We start from the raw sequence: 16531 nt of genomic DNA, 5'->3' as shown, positions 1-16531 counted from the left end.
CGAGCTGGCGCGCGGTCATCCGGCGGCCGCCAGGACACGGCTTCGGCTGGGCATCGGGATGAGGGACGCCCGGGCGGGGTCGGCAGGGAAATCGTCGGTGTCGGAGCGCGCGGGGTCGGCGTCGAGCCAGTAGTCATCTTCGATTCGCCGCACGCGCCAGTGGTTGGCGTGGATGAGGCCGTGATGGCGACGGCACAGGAGTATGCCGTCGGCGGCATCGGTTCGCCCGCGGTGCCGGTGCCATTCGTTGATGTGATGTGCTTCCGTCCACGAGACGGGGCGATCGCAGCCGGGATACCGGCACCCACCGTCACGTGCAGCGAGCGCGTCTCGTTGGCTGGCGGTGAAGAGCCGTCGGGTTCGGCCAACGTCGAGCGCGCGCGTTCCGCTGAAGAGGAGGCCTTTGAGACCGGTCTCACACACGTGACGGCGAACCGTCTCGATGCTGATGGCGGCGTCACCGTCTTCGTAGTGGCCGACGCCGACTCCGCTCTGGAGAGCAGTCTCGGTGACGACGACGCGGACCGCGGGTCGGTGCCCACCGAAGATGCCGTCGGAGTCGGCGTCGATTCCGGTGCGCAGGAGGGTCGTGAACGTGTCGGCAAGGAGCTGCCCGTCCGTTCGCGGGTCGGCGATGAGTGCACTGACGCGGGTCTCATCCGCCTCGCTTCTGAAGCGCGGCGTGCCGAGACGCGGACCGATCGCGAGATCGCGAATGGACAAGAGCAGTAAGCCGTCGTCATCGGTGAGGCGGAAGGAGCCGGTCACGATCCCCTCGGGGAGACGATGCACGCGGAGGTAGCGTGACGATCGGCGATCACCCTCGCGCGCGGCGACCCCCGCGAGGTCGAGGTCGTCCCGCATGGCGCGCGCAGTGCGCGCAAGAGCGTCCACCGACGACGTCTGGGCATCGGCGAGCAGCGCCGTCATCGCGGTAGCGAGGCGCTCCGGGGGAATCGTCTCGTCGAGATCGCGGAACACTCTCGAGACAGCGTGCACCCCGTCAAGGGAGAGGACACCGTCGCCGTGCGCGTGTGCCGCGACGGCGCGCCAGGTGCCCGCCGGCTCGATGACCTCCTCCCCGGGACGGAGCTCGCGTCTCGACTCGTTGAACAGCGTTCCCACCGCCGCGAGCGCGCGAGCATCCCGACTCGAGACCCCCGTGAGGGACTGAAGGAATCCGTCGACGGTTGGGAATCCGTGCCGGGCCGACAGCCCGCGCGGCCCGAACTCGCGCGAGGAGCGCCCGACGAATTGGGTGGCGACGGCCGCGCTGAGGGGCTCGATCGCGCGCTGGAGTCGGCCGATCATCCGCTGCAACTCGACGAGCGCGTCATCGTCGAAGCCAGCGATGATCGCAGCATCGGCCGCGAGAGCGCGGACCTGCGCGGTCACGGTGTCGATGCATTGCAGAAGATCGGACATGCAGATATTCTCCCAGATTCGAACGTGTGTTCGAATAAGAATTGACGAGTTGTTGATGTAATCGGAGCCCCAGATGCGGGGGTGCCCCGGCAGCGCGGGAGGCAGCGCGGGAGGCAGCGCGGGAGGCAGCGCGGCAGGCAGCGCGGCAGTCAGCGGGCACCACGGCGGCAGACGCACGGTGCCCGGCAGCGCGGCCGACCAGCCGCACCACGAATACGATCAAGGGGTGCCCCCGCCTCCCCTCGCACCCGACTCCCGCCCCTCCACAGCGTCGTCGCGACGATGGCGGATCCGTCGCTGGTATTGGAAGGTCGCCTACGCGGTCGGAGCGTACCTTCTCGTGTCGCTCCTCAATCTCGCCGTCCTCTCAGCACTGCCGTACACGCTCTCCACAGCGGTCAGCCTCGTCGAGGATCTCGTGATCATCGTCGTCGGCGCGCGCGTGTTTCGCGGATCCAACGAGGAGCCGCGGGCTCCCAGACCCTGGTGGCGCTTCACCGCCCGACCCACGCTCAGCGGCGCGGTCGGCGTACTCGCCGCCATCGTCTTCGCGATCGGCATCGTCGGAATCGTGATCTCGGCGTTCACGGACTTCCGCGCGCTCGATTCTGTTGCCGGCGGGCTCGCGGCGGCGGCCATCAGCCTCGCGTTCTACGGCCTCATCGCGGCGCTGTACCTGAACTCCTACGTGCGCCTGAGGCAAGAACTTCCGTTCATCCACCTCACGCGCAGGCGCTGAGCGACGCACGGCTGCGCGCACCCGCTGACGGGAGCCCAGACCAGCGCACGCGAGGACCGCGGTGCACGGCTGCGCACTCCCCGGCGGGAGCCCCGCCCCGCGCACGCGCCGCACAGAGCACTCTTCCTACCGGCCCGACCCGCCCAGCTCGGCCGCCGTTCGCGCCCCCAGGCGACCCGCTGCAGCCAGCGCCGCAAGCTGACCCGGCGTATCGACATCACGACGAAGCCCTGAACCGGCGTCGATCGGCAGTTCCGCATACCCCGCCGCCCGGTGTCGCCCGCGCGAGCCGTCGCCGAAGGCCGGCGCATGATCCGCGCTGACAAGCGCCGTGATGAGCACGCTGCCGTCGCCGTCCGCGTCGGCGACGAGCGCCCGCGGGTGTCGCTCCGCGAAGTCGAGCGCGGCGCGAAGTTCATCGGGCTGGAGCGCGGGCAGATCGCCGAGCAGCACCGCCACTCGAAGCGCGGGGGCCGCCGCGATCCCCGCAGCAATCGCCGCGGTGAGTCCCGCACCCGGATCCGTCACCAGGCGCGCGGCCGGCGCGACGCCGCGCGCCCGCTCGCCCACCTCCGGAGTCGTGACGACGACGAGTTCGGCGACCTGTGCCGCCGCCGCGACCGTGTCGAGCGCGATCGCGAGCGCGAGGGCGGGTGAGCCGCCGAGCCGGGATTTCGCACCGGACCCTCCCTTGATCGGGATGACCACCGTCCAGCGCCGGACGCCGCCGTCGCCCACGCCTCTGTCGCCCACGCCACCGTCGCTCACGCCTCCGACGCTCACGACTCCGACCGCGACGCGCCGGGCACGGGGGCCTCCGCGGAGCCGGACCCCACCGCCGAAGCAGGCGCGGCCGCCGCCGAGGACGCCGCCACCCCCGCCGCGAACCCCTCCGCCCACGCCTCGTCGGTGCCCAGCCGGAACATGTCGGTAGCACTGGAGCGGATCATCGCGCGCGCGCCGGGCGCATCGTCGTCGAGCAGGTGGGCGAGTCCGCGCACGATGGCGAGCGGGCGCCCGAGGCTCTTGCCCTTGACGAGATCGGCTGCGGCCGCGATCTCGTCGCCGACGGCCGGCACGGTCACGTCGAGCACGCGACCCTGCGCGTCGGTGCTGCCGCGCAGGTCATCCAGCACCCGCACCCCACTCGCGCCGATGGTGACGTCGGTCTGCCCTTCGCGCCAGGTGCGACCGAGCGTGTCGGTGATGACGACGCCGAGGCGCACCCCGAATCGCTCCTCGAGGGCGCGGCGCAGCCGGCTCGCCGAGGCGTCGGGGTCGACGGGCAGCAGCAGCACGGTGCCCTCGGCGGTGTTCGACGCGTCCACCCCAGCCGCCGCGCCGACGATGCCGAGCCGGTTCTCGACGATGCGCGTGGCCCCGCGGGTGGCGACGACCCGAACGGTTTCGTCGGTGATGGCCTGCTCGCGGTCATCCGCCCGCACGATGCGACCCTCCGCCTTGGAGACGATCTTGCTGGTCACCGCGAGGATGTCGCCGGTGGCGAGAGACCCGTCGCGACGGTGGGCATCGAGAGCATCGCCCAGGATGACCGCCAGGTCGTCCCCGGGCGCGATCTCGCCGATCCCCTCCACCGCGACGACTTGCAGCGCGTGGCCCGCCGTCACGGCGCCTACCGCACGAGCTTCGGCAGCACGTCGCGGCCGAAGACGTCGATCCACTCGCGCTGGTTGCGACCCACGTTGTGGAGGTAGATGCGGTCGAATCCGAGGTCGACGAATTTCTGGATGTACGCCCGGTGCACATCGGGATCGGAGTCGATGATCATCCGGCCCTCGAAGTCTTCGGGACGCACCAGCTTCGCCATCTGCTCGAGCTCGAAGGGCGATCGGATGTCGCCCTTGGGGAACTTCATGCCGCCGTTCGGCCACTCGACCATGGCGTTGCGCAGCGCCTCCTCGTCGGTCGGAGCCCACGACAGGTGCAGCTGGAGCACCTTGGGCATCGACGACGGGTCTTTGCCCACCTCGCGCGCGCCCTCGTCGAACTTCGCGAACAGTCCGCTGATCTTCTCGAGCGGTGCGCCGACCGTGATGAGGCCGTCGACCGTCTTGCCGGCGCGCTTGGCGGTCACCGGCCCCGCGGTGGCCACGAGGATCTCGGGCGGCGTCTCGGGCATGGTCCACAGCCGCGTGGTCTCCAGCTTGTAGAACGGGCCGGAGTGCTTCACGTCCTTGCCCGCGAGGGAGGCGGTGAAGAGCTTGTTGATGATGTCGATCGCCTCGAACATGCGGTTGATGCGCTCCGGCGCCTCGGGCCAGTATCCGCCGACGATGTGCTCGTTCAGCGCCTCGCCCGAGCCGAGGCCGAGCCAGTGGCGACCGGGATACATCGCCGCGAGCGTGGCCGAGGCCTGCGCGACCATCGCGGGGTGCCAGCGGAAGGTCGGGGCGGTCACGCCGGGGCCCATGTCGCCCGTCGTGCGCTCGCCGATCGCGGTGAGAACGTTCCACACGAAGGACGACTGCCCCTGCTGGGGCACCCAGGGCTGGAAGTGGTCGGCGGCCATGACCCCCGAGAACCCCCGGCTCTCGGCGTACTCGCTGAGGGCGACGGCCTCACTGGGGTGGAACTGCTCGAGCATGGCGGCGTAGCCGACCTGGAGGGAACTCATGACCCCATCCTGCCACCGGAACATTTGCCGACCATCACCGCGGTCGCAGGTCCCGGCGGGCGCCGTTACTGCTGGAGGAAATCCGCGACCACGCGCGGCACATACGGCGAGACATCGCCGCCGAGGGAGGCGACCTGCCGCACGAGCGAGCTCGACACGTGCGCGTGGGCGGGATCGGGAAGAAGGAAGACCGTCTCGACCCCGGCGAGGTTGCGGTTGACGAGAGCCATCGGGGTCTCGTAGGCGAGGTCGACCTGGGAGCGGATCCCCTTCACGATGACCGTCGCCCCCACCTCGGTGCAGTAGTCCACGAGGAGCCCCACGCTCCAGCTCGTGACGACGATCCGGCCCCTCAGCCCCGCATCCGCGATGGATTTCTCGAGCAGGGTGACCCGCTGCGCGATGGGCAGCAGGGCGGACTTGCCCGGGTTGTGGACGACGAGCACGTGGATCTCATCGAAGACGTTCGCCGCCCGCTCGATGACGTCCAGGTGCCCGAGGGTGACCGGGTCGAACGACCCAGGAACGACGGCGATCCTGCTCATGTGTTCACCCTATCGGGCGCACGTTACCGTTTCGTGACGTTACGCTGAGGGTCAGTTCTTGGCGAGGAACGCCGCCTCCGACTCGTCGAGACGGCGGGCGAGCGCGTCGCGCAGGGCCGGATACCCCACCAACGCCGGGTCCCCCTCCAGCACCCCGGTCGCGAGTTCCCGCGCGTCGAGGATCAGGTCGCCGTCGGTCGCCACCCTCAGCAGCCGCAGGCTCGAGCGGCCACCGGATTGCACGCTGCCGAGCACGTCTCCCTCCTTGCGGAGTTCGAGGTCGCGCTGCGCCAGCTCGAAGCCGTCGAGGGTCGACGCGACCGCCTCGACGCGCTCGCGCGCGAGGCTGCCCTGCTCGGCGCCCGTCACGAAGAGGCACAGCCCGGGCACCCCGCCCCGCCCGACCCGCCCGCGCAGCTGGTGCAGCTGGGAGACCCCGAACCGGTCGGCATCGAGGATCACCATCGCGGAGGCATTGGGAACGTCGACGCCCACCTCGATGACGGTGGTCGCGACGAGCACGTCGATCTCGCGGGCGGCGAAGGCGCGCATCACCGCGTCCTTGGCCTCGCCGCTCATGCGCCCGTGGAGCATGGCGATCCGGGCGGAGGCGAGCACCGGGTTGTGGCGGAGGCTCTCGGCGACCTCCGTGACGGTGGCGGGGCGCGGGCGGGGGGTCGCGGGGGTGCCGGGACGGTCATCCTCTGGGCCGTCGGCGGGGTCCGCGTCCTCTACGGCGTCGGTCGCGTCGATCGCCGGGCAGACCACGAAGGCTTGGTGCCCCTGAGCCAGCTCCTCGGCGAGACGCTCCCAGATGCGCGTCACCCATCCGGGGCGCTCGGCGAGCGGCACCACGAAGCTCTGGATGGGCACGCGCCCCGCCGGCAGTTCGCTGATCGTGGAGACGTCGAGGTCGCCGAACACGGTCATGGCGACCGATCGCGGGATGGGGGTCGCGGTGAGGACGAGGACGTGCGGAGGCTTCGCGCCCTTCTGCCTCAGCGCCTCGCGCTGGTCGACACCGAAGCGGTGCTGCTCGTCGACGACGACGAGGCCCAGATCGAAGAATCCCACGTTGTCGCTCAGCAGCGCGTGGGTGCCGACGACGATGCGCGAGCTGCCCGAGACGGCGGCTAGCAGCGCCTTCTTCCGCTCGGCGGCGGGAAGCTGACCGGTGAGCAGCGTGGGGCGCAGCCGGGCCGCGAGGTCGGGGCCGAGCGTGGCGACGATGGAGCGGAGGTGCTGCGACGCGAGAACCTCGGTGGGGGCGAGCAGCGCGCTCTGCCCGCCGGAGTCGGCGACGGTGAGCATGGCGCGCAGCGCGACGAGGGTCTTGCCCGAGCCCACCTCCCCCTGCACGAGGCGGTTCATCGGGGCGAGGCCCGCCAGGTCGCGCGCGACCTCCTCCCCCACGAGTCGCTGGTCGCCGGTGAGGGTGAACGGCATGGCCGCGTCGAATTCGCGCGCGAGGGCGCCCGGCTCCCGTGGGGTCGCCGCCGCCTCGCGGAGGACCGCCCGCTGGCGCAGCAGGGCGCACTGCAGCACGAACGCCTCTTGAAAGCGCAGGGCGGCGCGCGCCGCGCCCCAGTCGGAGTCCTTCTGCGGGCGGTGGATCAGCTCGATCGCGCGCGCGTAGGGCAGCAGCTGACGCTCGCGCCGCACCTCGGCGGGCACCGGATCCTCAAGCGGCGGCAGGGTGTCGAGCACGATCTCGATCGACTTGGCGATCTGCCAGCTGGCGACCGTCGACGTCGCCGGGTAGATCGGGATCGGCTGCTCGATCCAGCTGCGCGCGGAGGTGTCGGCGAGGGCCACCTCGTCGTCGAAGAGCTCGTATTCGGGGTGGGCCAGTTGCCGGGTTCCGCGATAGTCGCCCACCTTGCCGGCGAAGATCCCCCGAACACCCGGCTTCAGCTCGTTCTTGCGCCACGACTGATTGAAGAAGGTGAGGGTCAGGATGCCCTTGCCATCGGTGATCCGGGCCTCGAAGATCGACCCGCGCTTCGCCTTCATCGTGCGCTCCGTCACCTGCAACACCTCGGCGACGATGGTGACGTTCGTGTCCAGCTCCAGTTCGCTGAGCGCGGTGAGCTCCCCCCGCTTGGCGTACCGGCGTGGGTAGTGGCTCAGCAGGTCGCCGACCGTGACGAGGCCGAGGCCCTTCTGCAGGGCACCCGCCGTTCGCCCGCCGAGCGCCGTCTGCAGCTTGGTGTCGAGCGGGGAGGTCACCCTACGAGGGTAGCCGCGGGCGCGGGGTGCGCACGCTAACGTTGTCGCGACATGACGCGCATCATCGCCGGCTTCGCCGGTTCCCTCACGCTCACGGTGCCGCCCTCCGGCACCCGGCCCACGAGCGACCGCGTGCGCGAGGCGATCTTCTCGGCGCTCGACTCGCGCGGTCTTCTCGACGGCGCGCGGGTGCTCGACCTCTATGCCGGGTCGGGCGCGCTGGGGCTCGAGGCCGCGTCGCGCGGGGCCACCGCGGTGACGCTCGTCGACTCCTCGGCGGCCGCGGCGAGCGCCTGCCGCCGCAACGCCGCGCACATCGCGAAGGCGGCCCCGCGCGGTGCCGTGCCCGCGATCGAGGTCAGCGCCTCGCCGGTGCTCTCGTTCCTGACCGGGGCGCGCCAGTTCTGGGACATCGTCTTCGTCGACCCTCCGTACGAGCTGGGCGGCCCCGAACTCGGCCGCGGCCTCGAGGGCCTCGTGCCGCGCCTCTCGCCCGACGCGGTGGTCGTGGTGGAGCGCAGCGCCCGGGATCCCGAGCCGCCACTCCCCGAGGGGCTCCAGCTCGACCGCCGCAAAGACTACGGCGACACCGCGCTCTATTGGCTGAGCGTGCCGATCCAGGAGACGACCGCCTCGAGCGGTCCCGGCACGAGTCGGTAGATCGAGCTGGTCCCCCGCTTCTCGGCGGCGACCAGGCCGACCTCCCGCAGCACGGCGAGATGCTGCGTCACCGAGGGCTGCGCGATCCCCATCTCCGTCGCGATCCTGCCGACCGAGCATTCGCCGCGCGACAGGAGCTCGAGGATGGCGCGCCGCCGCGCATCCCCGATCGCCGCGAAGAGGTCGGGGTTCGCGAGGCGTCCCGGGCTCATCCGCGCTGCCCGTCCCACGCGAGGTACGGGTCCCAGCCGCCGAGCGCGTCGAAGAGATGCCCTCCCACGAGCACCCCGGAGCCCTCGCGCACCACCCCGATCGCCCGGAACCCGCCCGGCAGCCGCGTTCCCGCCGGGAAGGTCGCGAGCAGGGAGTGGTCTTCGCCACCCACCAGGGCCTCCCGCGACCCCGCGCTCGCGGTGTCGAGGTCGATCGCGACGCCGCTCGCCGCGGCCACCCGGCGCGCGTCGAGGGCGAGACCGTCGCTCAGGTCGATCATGGCGGTGGCACCGGCGAGCGCCGCCCGGGGGCCGTCGGCGATGGGCGGGGTGGGGGCGAGCTGCGCCGCGAGCGCCGCGCCCTCTCGGGCCCGAAGCCGGTCGGTGGTCTCGCGGTGGGGTTCGCCCTCGTGCACGCCCTCGGCGAAGAGCAGCGCGAGCGCCGTCGCGGAGGCCCCGAGCGGGCCGGAGACGGCGACGACGTCGCCCGGCCGGGCGCCCGCGCGGGTGACGGGGGCGCGGCCCTCCAGATCGCCGAAGGCGGTGACGGCGATGGTCAGCGTCGCGGAGACCGAGAGGTCGCCACCGACGACGCCGCACCCCGGGGCCATGGCCGCGCAGCCCTCGCGCAGGCCGTCGGCGATGGCCTCCAGAAACGCCACCTCGGTGTGGGCGGGGGCGGCGATGGCGACCACGAGGGCGGTCGGCACGGCACCCATGGCGGCGACGTCGGCCAGGTTCGTGGCGGCCGCCTTCCAGCCCAGATCGTGCCCCGTCGACCAGGCCAGACGGAAGTCGGGACCGTGGATCATCATGTCGGTCGTCACGACGAAGCGCCCGTCCGGGGCGGCAATGACGGCGGCGTCGTCTCCGGGGCCGAGCAGCTGGGCCGCGGCGGCCGGAAGCCGCGGGAAGATGCGGCCGAGGGTCGCCGACTCCCCGATCGAGGCGAGGGTGTCGGCGAGCTCCATGGCATCCACGGTACAGCGCGCGCCCATCTTCGGCGGCCCGCTCCGCGATACCCTGAGGGCGATGAGAGCGACGCTACGGATGACCGCGCTGGCCGCCGCGCTCGCGGCCACCCTCACCGCCTGCACCCCCACTGTGGCGCTCGAACCGGCGGCGCACGCGACCGCCGTCGCCTGTGCATCCCTCGTCACTCAGCTGCCGGACACCGTCGCGGGCCTGCCCTCGCGCGAGACGAACGCGCAGGGCACGGGGGCCTGGGGCGATCCGGCCGAGGTGCTGCTGCGCTGCGGAGTCGCCGTGCCAGGGCCGACCTCCACGCTCGAGTGCGTGACGGTGAACGGGGTGGACTGGCTGAGCGATCCGAGCCAGGAGCCCGATTTCGTGTTCACGAGCTACGGCCGGAATCCCGCGGTGCAGGTCATCATCATCGGCTCGTCGAAACTCTCGGGCGCGACCGTGAGCGGGCAAGCGGTGCTCACCGATCTCAGCAACGCGATGGGCGAGATCCCGCAGAAGCACAAGTGCATCGGGCCGTCGGAGCAGTACCAGAACGGGGAGCCGGTCGACCCCTCGGCGACGGCCACGCCGACCCCCACGCCCAGCCCGTCCCGCTGAACCCGATCAGCGCGCGGCTTCTCGGCCGAGCGCCGCGCCCGGCGCACTCTGCCCCCGGCTTCGAAACCACGGCCCGCGCGCCCGGCGCGATCAGCGAACGGCTTCGAGACCCAGCTGGATCAGCTCGTCGATGAGTTCGGGATAGCTGAGCCCCGAGGCCAGCCAGCACTTGGGAAACATCGAGATGGGCGTGAAACCGGGCATCGTGTTGAGCTCGTTGATGACGAAGCCCTGCTCGGTGAGGAAGAAGTCGGCTCGCGCGAGCCCGGAGCCGCCGACCGCCTCGAAGGCGCGCGCCGCGTAGTCGGCGAGGCTCGCGTACTGCTCGGCGGTGAGCTCGGTGGGGCAGACGAGATCGATGCCGGGAGCATCCAGATACTTCGCGTCGAAGTCGTAGAAGCCGCGACCGGTGACCACGATCTCGCCGGCGAGCGACACCCGCGGGGCGCCGCCGTCGCGACCGCCCAGCACGCCGCACTCGATCTCACGACCGACCATCGCGGCCTCCACCAGCACCTTCGAATCCTCGGCGAGGGCGGTGGCCATGGCGGCCGGGAGTTCGGCGGGCGACTCGGCCCGGGTCACCCCGACGCTCGACCCCGCGCGGGCGGGCTTCACGAAGACGGGCCAGCCGAGCGCGTCGATCGCGGCGCCGGCCGCCTCCGGGTCGGATGCCCAGCCTCGCGCCGTCACCGTGACGCCGGGCGCCACGGGAATTCCGGCCTGCGCGAAGACGACCTTGGCAAAGTGCTTGTCCATGGCGACGGCCGAGGCGAGCACGCCGTCGCCCACGTAGGGCAGACCGATGAGCTCGAGCATGCCCTGCAGCGTGCCGTCCTCACCCCACGCGCCGTGCAGGATGGGAAAGACCACATCGACCTCGCCGAGCGAGCGGATCCCGCCGTCGGGGTCGACGACGCGCAGCTCGCGCGACGCGGTCGACTCCGGCCAGAGGATGCGCGTGCCGTTGTCGCCCACCTCGGGCATCGCCGCGGGGTTGAGCGTGAACTTCTCGGCGCGGTCCTCCTCGAGGGTGAACGCCCCGTCGCGGGTGATGCCGATCGGGATCACCCGGTACTTGTCGCGGTCGATCGCCGAGAGGACTCCGCCCGCGGTCGCACAGCTGATCGTGTGCTCCGAGGACCGGCCGCCGAAGAGGAGGGCGACTGTCAGGACGGGCACGTCATTCTCCCTGGGGCATCGGATCGGTGGTGAGGTGGGGCGCGATGTCCCGCGGAGCCAGCGTACCGGCCAGCACCTCGGCGACCTGGCTGACGATCGGCATTTCGACGCCGCGCTCCAGCGCGAGTTCGAGCACCGGCGCGACCGATGAGAGTCCCTCGGCGGTCTGGTTCATCTGCTTGATCACCTCGGAGAAGCTGTAGCCCTGACCGAGCAGGCGACCCGCGGTGTTGTTGCGCGACAGCGAGGAGCCGCAGGTGGCGATGAGGTCGCCGAGGCCGGCGAGGCCCCGTAGGGTGTCGGCCTGCGCGCCGAAGGCTACGGCGAAGTCGGTCATCTCGGCGAGACCGCGCGTGATGATCGACGCCTTCGTGTTCTCGCCGTAGCCGACACCGTCGACGATGCCGATCGCCACCGCGATGAGGTTCTTGAGCACGCCGCCGAACTCGGTGCCGATGACGTCGGTGTTGACGAAGGAGCGGAAGTACGGATTCGTCGCGACGAGCGCGACCCGGGTGGCGGTGTCGTGGTTCTCGGAGGCGATGACGGCGGCGGTCGGTTGCTCGCGCGCGATCTCGAGCGCGAGGTTGGGTCCGGAGGCGACGGCGATCCGCTCGGGGCCGACGCCGAGCTCCTGCTCGAGCACCTCGCTCATACGGAAGCGGGTGCCCTTCTCCACGCCCTTCATGAGGCTCACGACGACCGCGTCGTCGGGGAGCAGGGCGCGCACGGCCGCCAGGTTCTCGCGCAGCGACTGGCTGGGCACCGAGACGTAGACCTGCTCGCGGCCCTCGAGCACCTCGTCAAGACGCGAGCTCGCCCAGAGCGACCGCGGCAGGTTGATGCCGGGCAGGTAGTCGCTGTTGCGCTTGGACTCCCGGATCTCCCGCGCGAGCTCGGGACGACGCGCCCAGACGGCGACGTCGGCTCCGCCGTCGGCGAGGATCTTCGCGAAGGTGGTGCCCCACGAACCCGCGCCGAGCACCGCGACGCGCTGCCCGCTCAAAAGCGGCCCGTCTCGGACTGGTGATGCTTGGCGGGATCCCAGCGCTCGGCGGGGGCCTTCTCGCCGCGCAGTTCCTCGACCAGCCGGGTGATCGCATCCATGACCCGCTCCGTCGCTGCGGCGAGCATCGCGGAGTCGAGCGGTCGACCCCTGAACTCGTCGAGATCGACCGGGTCGCCGTAGCTGAGCTGCACAGTGTGCCGCGGGAAGACGCTGATGCCCTTGCCGTACCGCGGCATGATCGCCTGCGTGCCCCAGTGGGCGCACGGGATGACCGGCACGCCGGCCTCGAGCGCCGTCCGCACCGCGCCCGTCTTGCCGCGCATCGGCCACAGGTTCGGGTCACGGGTGAGCGTGCCCTCGGGGTACACGATGACCCCGAGGCCGTGCTCGGCGATCATCCGGCCCGCCTGGATCGGGTCACCGCCCGCGCGACCCGCCCCGCTGCGCTGCACGGGGACCTGGCCGGTGCGCCGCATGAAGTAGCCGAGCACGGGCACCCGGAACAGGGACGCCTTCGCGAAGTAGCGCGGGGCGCGTCCCAGCTTCCACATGCCGATGCCCACGACGATCGGGTCGATGTTGCTGAAGTGGTTCGGGGCGAGCACGAATGCGCCCTGGCGCGGAAGCTTCTCGGGGTGGTGGAACTCGTAGCGCGAGATGGCGTACATGAACGGCAGGATGAGCGCCGCGAGCACCCGGAAGGCCGGGGTCTTCTCGCTGCGGATCCGATCGGGGTCGGCGGGGGCTGCCGCGGGCGTCGAGGCGGGCACCTCGCGGCTACCCCTCGTAGATGAAATCGGCGCCGAGGGCATCCAGCTTGTCGATGAAGTGCTCGTAGCCGCGGCTGATGATGCCGACGTTGCTAATGGTGGACTGCCCCTCCGCCGTGAGCGCCGCGATGAGGTGGCTGAAGCCGCCCCGAAGATCGGGCACACGGATGTCGGCGCCGTGCAGCGGCGTGGGACCGGTGATCACGGCCGCCTGCTCGAGCGGGCGCTGCGGAACGCGACGGGTGAGCCCGTACAGGCCGTCCTTGTGCACGACGATGTCGGCGCCCATCTCGATGAGCGCGTCGGTGAAGCCGAAGCGGTTCTCGTACACGGTCTCGTGCACGATCGACACGCCCTCGGCCTTGGTCAGCGCCACGATGAGCGGCTGCTGCCAGTCGGTCATGAAGCCGGGGTGCACATCCGTCTCGACGACGACCGGCTTCAGCGCGCCACCGGGGTGGTAGAAGCGGATGCCGTCCTCGTGGATATCGAAGGCGCCGCCGACCTTGCGGAAGATGTTGAGGAACGTCATCAGCTCCTGCTGCTTGGCTCCCCCCACGAAGATGTCGCCCTCGGTGGCGAGTGCGGCGGAGGCCCAGCTCGCCGCCTCGTTGCGATCGAAGAGCGCGCGATGCGTGTAGCCGCGGAGCTCGTCGACGCCCTCGATGAAGATCACCCGGTTGGGCTCGACGTTGATGATCGCGCCCATCTTCTGCAGGATCGCGATGAGATCCATGATCTCGGGCTCGATGGCTGCGTTCTTGAGCTCGGTGACGCCCTCGGCGCGCACCGCGGTGAGGAGCACCTGCTCGGTCGCTCCCACGCTCGGGTACGGCAGGTGGATCTCGGCGCCCTTGAGGCCGTTCGGAGCGGTGAGGCGGATTCCCTCGTAGCTCTTGTCGACGATGGCGCCGAAGGCGCGCAGCGCATCGAGGTGGAAGTCGATCGGCCGGTCGCCGATGCGGCAGCCGCCCAGGTCGGGGATGAGCGCCTCACCCAGCCGGTGCAGCAGCGGTCCGCAGAACAGGATCGGGATGCGACTCGACCCGGCGAGCGCGTCGATCTCGGCGAAGTGCGCCTTCAAGACATTGCTGGGGTCGAGCATGAGCTCGCCCGGCGCCACCTGCGTGACCGAGACGCCGTAGGCGTTCAGCATGCCCGTGACCACGCCGACATCGCTGATGTCGGGAACGTCTTTGAGGAGGCTCGGCGTCTCGCCGAGGAGGGCCGCCACCATCGCCTTGGTCGCGAGGTTCTTGGCACCGCGCACCTCGATGCGCCCGCGCAGCGGCTTACCGCCGTTGATGACGATCTTGTCCGACTTCAAGCCGACCCTCTCGCCTGCCTTCTGGGCGTCTTTGAGGAGCGAATTCATCTATTTCACCGGCAATGTCTTGGGCCGCCAGGACTCCCGGCGGGCTTCGAACTCAGTAATTCGCGCCTCATCGCGCAGGGTCAGCCCGATGTCATCCAGGCCTTCGAGCAGGCGCCACCTAGTGTAATCATCGATCACGAAAGGAACGCTCAACTCACCGATCGTGGCCACCGTGGCCACGAGATCCACCGAGATCGGGATGCCCGGGGTGGCCTCGGCCAGAGCCCAGATCTTCTCAGCATCCGCTTCGCTGATCTGACCGGCGAGCAGACCCTGCTTGCCGGCGTTGCCGCGGAAGATGTCGCCGAACCGGGGGCTCAGCACGGCGGAGAAACCGAAGTCGCGGAGCGCCCAGACGGCGTGCTCGCGGCTCGAACCGGTGCCGAAGTCGGGGCCCGCGATGAGCACTCCGCCGTGGGCGTACTCGGGACGGTTGATGACGAAGTCCGGGTCCTGCCGCCAGGCGTAGAACAGGGCGTCGTCGAAGCCCGTCTTGGTGACCCGCTTGAGGAAGACGGCGGGGATGATCTGGTCGGTGTCGACGTTCGCGCGCGGCAGCGGCACGGCCGGGCCGGTGACGACGGTGATCTTCTCCATCAGTTGGCCTCCTCGGCGCTCGCGGTGAAGTCGGCGTCGAGGTCGGCGACGCGCCCGCCCCGCGTGGCCGGGGTGCCGGCGGCGGCTGCGGTGGCGTAGTCGCCGTGCTCGATCTCGGGGAGGGTCATCCCCAGGTCCCACGGGCTCGCGAGCGTGCCCCGGATGGCGGTGGCGGCGGCGACGAGCGGGGACACGAGGTGGGTGCGCCCGCCCTTGCCCTGGCGGCCCTCGAAGTTGCGGTTGCTGGTGGATGCGCAGCGCTCGCCGGGCGCGAGCTGATCGGGGTTCATCCCGAGGCACATCGAGCAGCCCGCGAAGCGCCACTCGGCGCCGAACTCCTCGACGATCTTGTCGATGCCCTCGGCCTCCGCCTCGATGCGGACCCGCGCGGAGCCCGGAACGACCATGACGCGCACGCCGTCAGCCTTCTTCTGGCCCTTGATGATGGAGGCGAAGGCACGCAGGTCTTCGATCCGGCTGTTCGTGCAGGAGCCCATGAAGACGGCGTCGACCCGGATGTCTTTCATGGGGGTGCCGGCGGTGAGATCCATGTACTCGAGCGCGCGCTCGGCGGAGGCCCGCTCGTTCGCGTCGATGATGATGGACGGGTCGGGCACCGTCTGCGAGAGGGAGACGCCCTGACCCGGGTTGGTGCCCCAGGTGACGAAGGGTTCGAGCTCGTTCGCGTCGAGGAACACCTCGGCGTCGAAGACGGCGTCGTCGTCGGTCTTCAGCGTCTCCCAGTAGGCGACGGCGGCATCCCAGTCGGCACCCTCGGGCGCGTGGGCGCGACCCTTCAGGTAGTCGTAGGTGACCTGGTCCGGGGCGACCATGCCGGCGCGCGCGCCCGCCTCGATCGACATGTTGCAGATCGTCATGCGGCCGTCCATCGACAGCGAGCGGATCGCGCTGCCGCGGTACTCCAGCACGTAGCCCTGGCCGCCGCCGGTGCCGATCTTGGCGATGACCGCGAGGATGATGTCCTTCGCCGTCACGCCGGGGCGCAGTTCCCCCTCCACCGTGATCGCCATCGTCTTGAAGGGGGTGAGCGGCAGGGTCTGGGTGGCGAGCACGTGCTCGACCTCGCTCGTGCCGATGCCGAAGGCCATCGCGCCGAAGGCGCCGTGCGTCGAGGTGTGCGAGTCGCCGCACACCACGGTGATGCCGGGCATGGTGAGACCCAGCTGAGGGCCGACCACGTGCACGATGCCCTGCTCGATATCGCCGAGGGAGTGGAGGCGGATGCCGAACTCGGCCGCGTTGCGACGCAGCGTCTCGATCTGGGTGCGGCTCGTCAGGTCGGCGATCGGCTTGTCGATCGCGAGGGTCGGGGTGTTGTGGTCCTCGGTCGCGATCGTGAGGTCGGGGCGGCGCACCGGGCGGCCGGCGAGGCGGAGGCCGTCGAAGGCCTGCGGGCTCGTCACCTCGTGAACGAGGTGGAGGTCGATGTAGATGAGGTCGGGCGACGAGCCCTCGCCCTTCACGACCAGGTGGTCATCCCAGACCTTCTCGGCCAGGGTGCGCGGGGTGCGCTCGGAGGTGTCGATTGTCATGCTGCGGTCTTTCTTC

General features: G+C 70.8%; 17 protein-coding genes. 3 read left to right on the top strand and 14 right to left on the bottom strand.

The window, feature by feature from the left end; genetic code table 11:
• Positions 1-15: 15 nt before the first annotated feature.
• Positions 16-1425, bottom strand: coding sequence for an HNH endonuclease signature motif containing protein (locus G3T37_RS09180; RefSeq protein ID WP_163473296.1), 1410 nt, complete (start codon positions 1423-1425; stop codon positions 16-18).
• Between the two features lie 226 nt (positions 1426-1651).
• On the opposite strand from G3T37_RS09180, the gene G3T37_RS09175 reads away from it, so the two are divergent.
• Entirely contained in the window at positions 1652-2164 is a 513-nt protein-coding gene (locus tag G3T37_RS09175) for a hypothetical protein (RefSeq protein WP_163473294.1), read from the top strand.
• A 126-nt stretch (positions 2165-2290) separates the two neighbouring features.
• Here G3T37_RS09175 and cofC read toward each other — a convergent pair whose 3' ends face one another.
• From cofC to G3T37_RS09150, 5 genes are all read right to left on the bottom strand, one after another.
• Complete coding sequence (gene cofC, locus G3T37_RS09170) at positions 2291-2947, bottom strand: 2-phospho-L-lactate guanylyltransferase (protein WP_206673808.1); 657 nt, start codon at positions 2945-2947, stop codon at positions 2291-2293.
• Positions 2944-3792 (bottom strand): coenzyme F420-0:L-glutamate ligase, encoded by an 849-nt coding sequence (locus G3T37_RS09165; protein WP_338401226.1) that lies wholly within the window; start codon positions 3790-3792, stop codon positions 2944-2946. Before G3T37_RS09165 ends, cofC begins: the two co-directional genes overlap by 4 nt.
• Positions 3793-3797: 5 nt before the next feature.
• Complete coding sequence (locus G3T37_RS09160) at positions 3798-4799, bottom strand: TIGR03557 family F420-dependent LLM class oxidoreductase (RefSeq protein ID WP_163473292.1); 1002 nt, start codon at positions 4797-4799, stop codon at positions 3798-3800.
• Positions 4800-4864: 65 nt separating this feature from the next.
• Positions 4865-5344, bottom strand: coding sequence for a pantetheine-phosphate adenylyltransferase (coaD, locus tag G3T37_RS09155; protein ID WP_163473291.1), 480 nt, complete (start codon positions 5342-5344; stop codon positions 4865-4867).
• Positions 5345-5395: 51 nt separating this feature from the next.
• Positions 5396-7573: a DEAD/DEAH box helicase gene (locus G3T37_RS09150; protein ID WP_163473289.1), complete on the bottom strand. Its 2178-nt coding sequence runs from the start codon at positions 7571-7573 to the stop codon at positions 5396-5398.
• 51 nt (positions 7574-7624) lie between these two features.
• Between G3T37_RS09150 and rsmD the strand changes: the two genes are divergently transcribed.
• Positions 7625-8233 carry a 16S rRNA (guanine(966)-N(2))-methyltransferase RsmD gene (rsmD, locus tag G3T37_RS09145; protein ID WP_163473287.1) on the top strand — a complete coding sequence of 203 codons (609 nt, stop codon included), beginning with the start codon at positions 7625-7627 and terminating at the stop codon, positions 8231-8233.
• Here the strand turns inward: rsmD and G3T37_RS09140 are convergent.
• Both G3T37_RS09140 and thiL read right to left on the bottom strand, forming a co-directional pair.
• Complete coding sequence (locus G3T37_RS09140; protein ID WP_163473285.1) at positions 8170-8445, bottom strand: ArsR/SmtB family transcription factor; 276 nt, start codon at positions 8443-8445, stop codon at positions 8170-8172. The two genes, rsmD and G3T37_RS09140, sit on opposite strands and share 64 nt — an antisense overlap.
• Positions 8442-9416 carry a thiamine-phosphate kinase gene (gene thiL, locus G3T37_RS09135; RefSeq protein WP_163473284.1) on the bottom strand — a complete coding sequence of 325 codons (975 nt, stop codon included), beginning with the start codon at positions 9414-9416 and terminating at the stop codon, positions 8442-8444. The genes G3T37_RS09140 and thiL overlap by 4 nt, the downstream gene beginning before the upstream one ends.
• On the opposite strand from thiL, the gene G3T37_RS09130 reads away from it, so the two are divergent.
• On the top strand, positions 9415-10029 hold the full coding sequence (locus G3T37_RS09130; protein ID WP_241732288.1) for a DUF3515 family protein: 615 nt from the start codon (positions 9415-9417) through the stop codon (positions 10027-10029). The genes thiL and G3T37_RS09130 overlap by 2 nt on opposite strands.
• Before the next feature lie 90 nt (positions 10030-10119).
• Here G3T37_RS09130 and G3T37_RS09125 read toward each other — a convergent pair whose 3' ends face one another.
• From G3T37_RS09125 to leuC, 6 genes are read right to left on the bottom strand one after another with little or no spacing between them, the layout of a single operon-like run.
• Positions 10120-11211: a D-alanine--D-alanine ligase gene (locus tag G3T37_RS09125; RefSeq protein WP_163473282.1), complete on the bottom strand. Its 1092-nt coding sequence runs from the start codon at positions 11209-11211 to the stop codon at positions 10120-10122.
• A 1-nt stretch (position 11212) separates the two neighbouring features.
• Positions 11213-12217: an NAD(P)H-dependent glycerol-3-phosphate dehydrogenase gene (locus G3T37_RS09120; RefSeq protein WP_163473281.1), complete on the bottom strand. Its 1005-nt coding sequence runs from the start codon at positions 12215-12217 to the stop codon at positions 11213-11215.
• Positions 12214-12990: a lysophospholipid acyltransferase family protein gene (locus tag G3T37_RS09115; protein ID WP_422110976.1), complete on the bottom strand. Its 777-nt coding sequence runs from the start codon at positions 12988-12990 to the stop codon at positions 12214-12216. Before G3T37_RS09115 ends, G3T37_RS09120 begins: the two co-directional genes overlap by 4 nt.
• Positions 12991-12997: 7 nt before the next feature.
• Positions 12998-14365, bottom strand: a complete 1368-nt coding sequence (gene murA, locus G3T37_RS09110; RefSeq protein ID WP_163473277.1) for a UDP-N-acetylglucosamine 1-carboxyvinyltransferase — start codon at positions 14363-14365, stop codon at positions 12998-13000.
• Complete coding sequence (gene leuD, locus G3T37_RS09105) at positions 14366-14962, bottom strand: 3-isopropylmalate dehydratase small subunit (RefSeq protein ID WP_163473276.1); 597 nt, start codon at positions 14960-14962, stop codon at positions 14366-14368.
• A complete protein-coding gene (gene leuC, locus G3T37_RS09100; protein ID WP_241732287.1) occupies positions 14962-16515 on the bottom strand; it encodes a 3-isopropylmalate dehydratase large subunit in 1554 nt (517 codons plus the stop codon). Before leuC ends, leuD begins: the two co-directional genes overlap by 1 nt.
• Positions 16516-16531 lie beyond the last annotated feature (16 nt).

This window comes from Galbitalea soli (assembly GCF_010686725.1).
GTDB classification, from domain to species: Bacteria; Actinomycetota; Actinomycetes; order Actinomycetales; family Microbacteriaceae; genus Galbitalea; species Galbitalea soli.
Note: the sequence above shows the minus strand (reverse complement) of the source record. Positions and strands in the feature narration are given on the sequence as shown.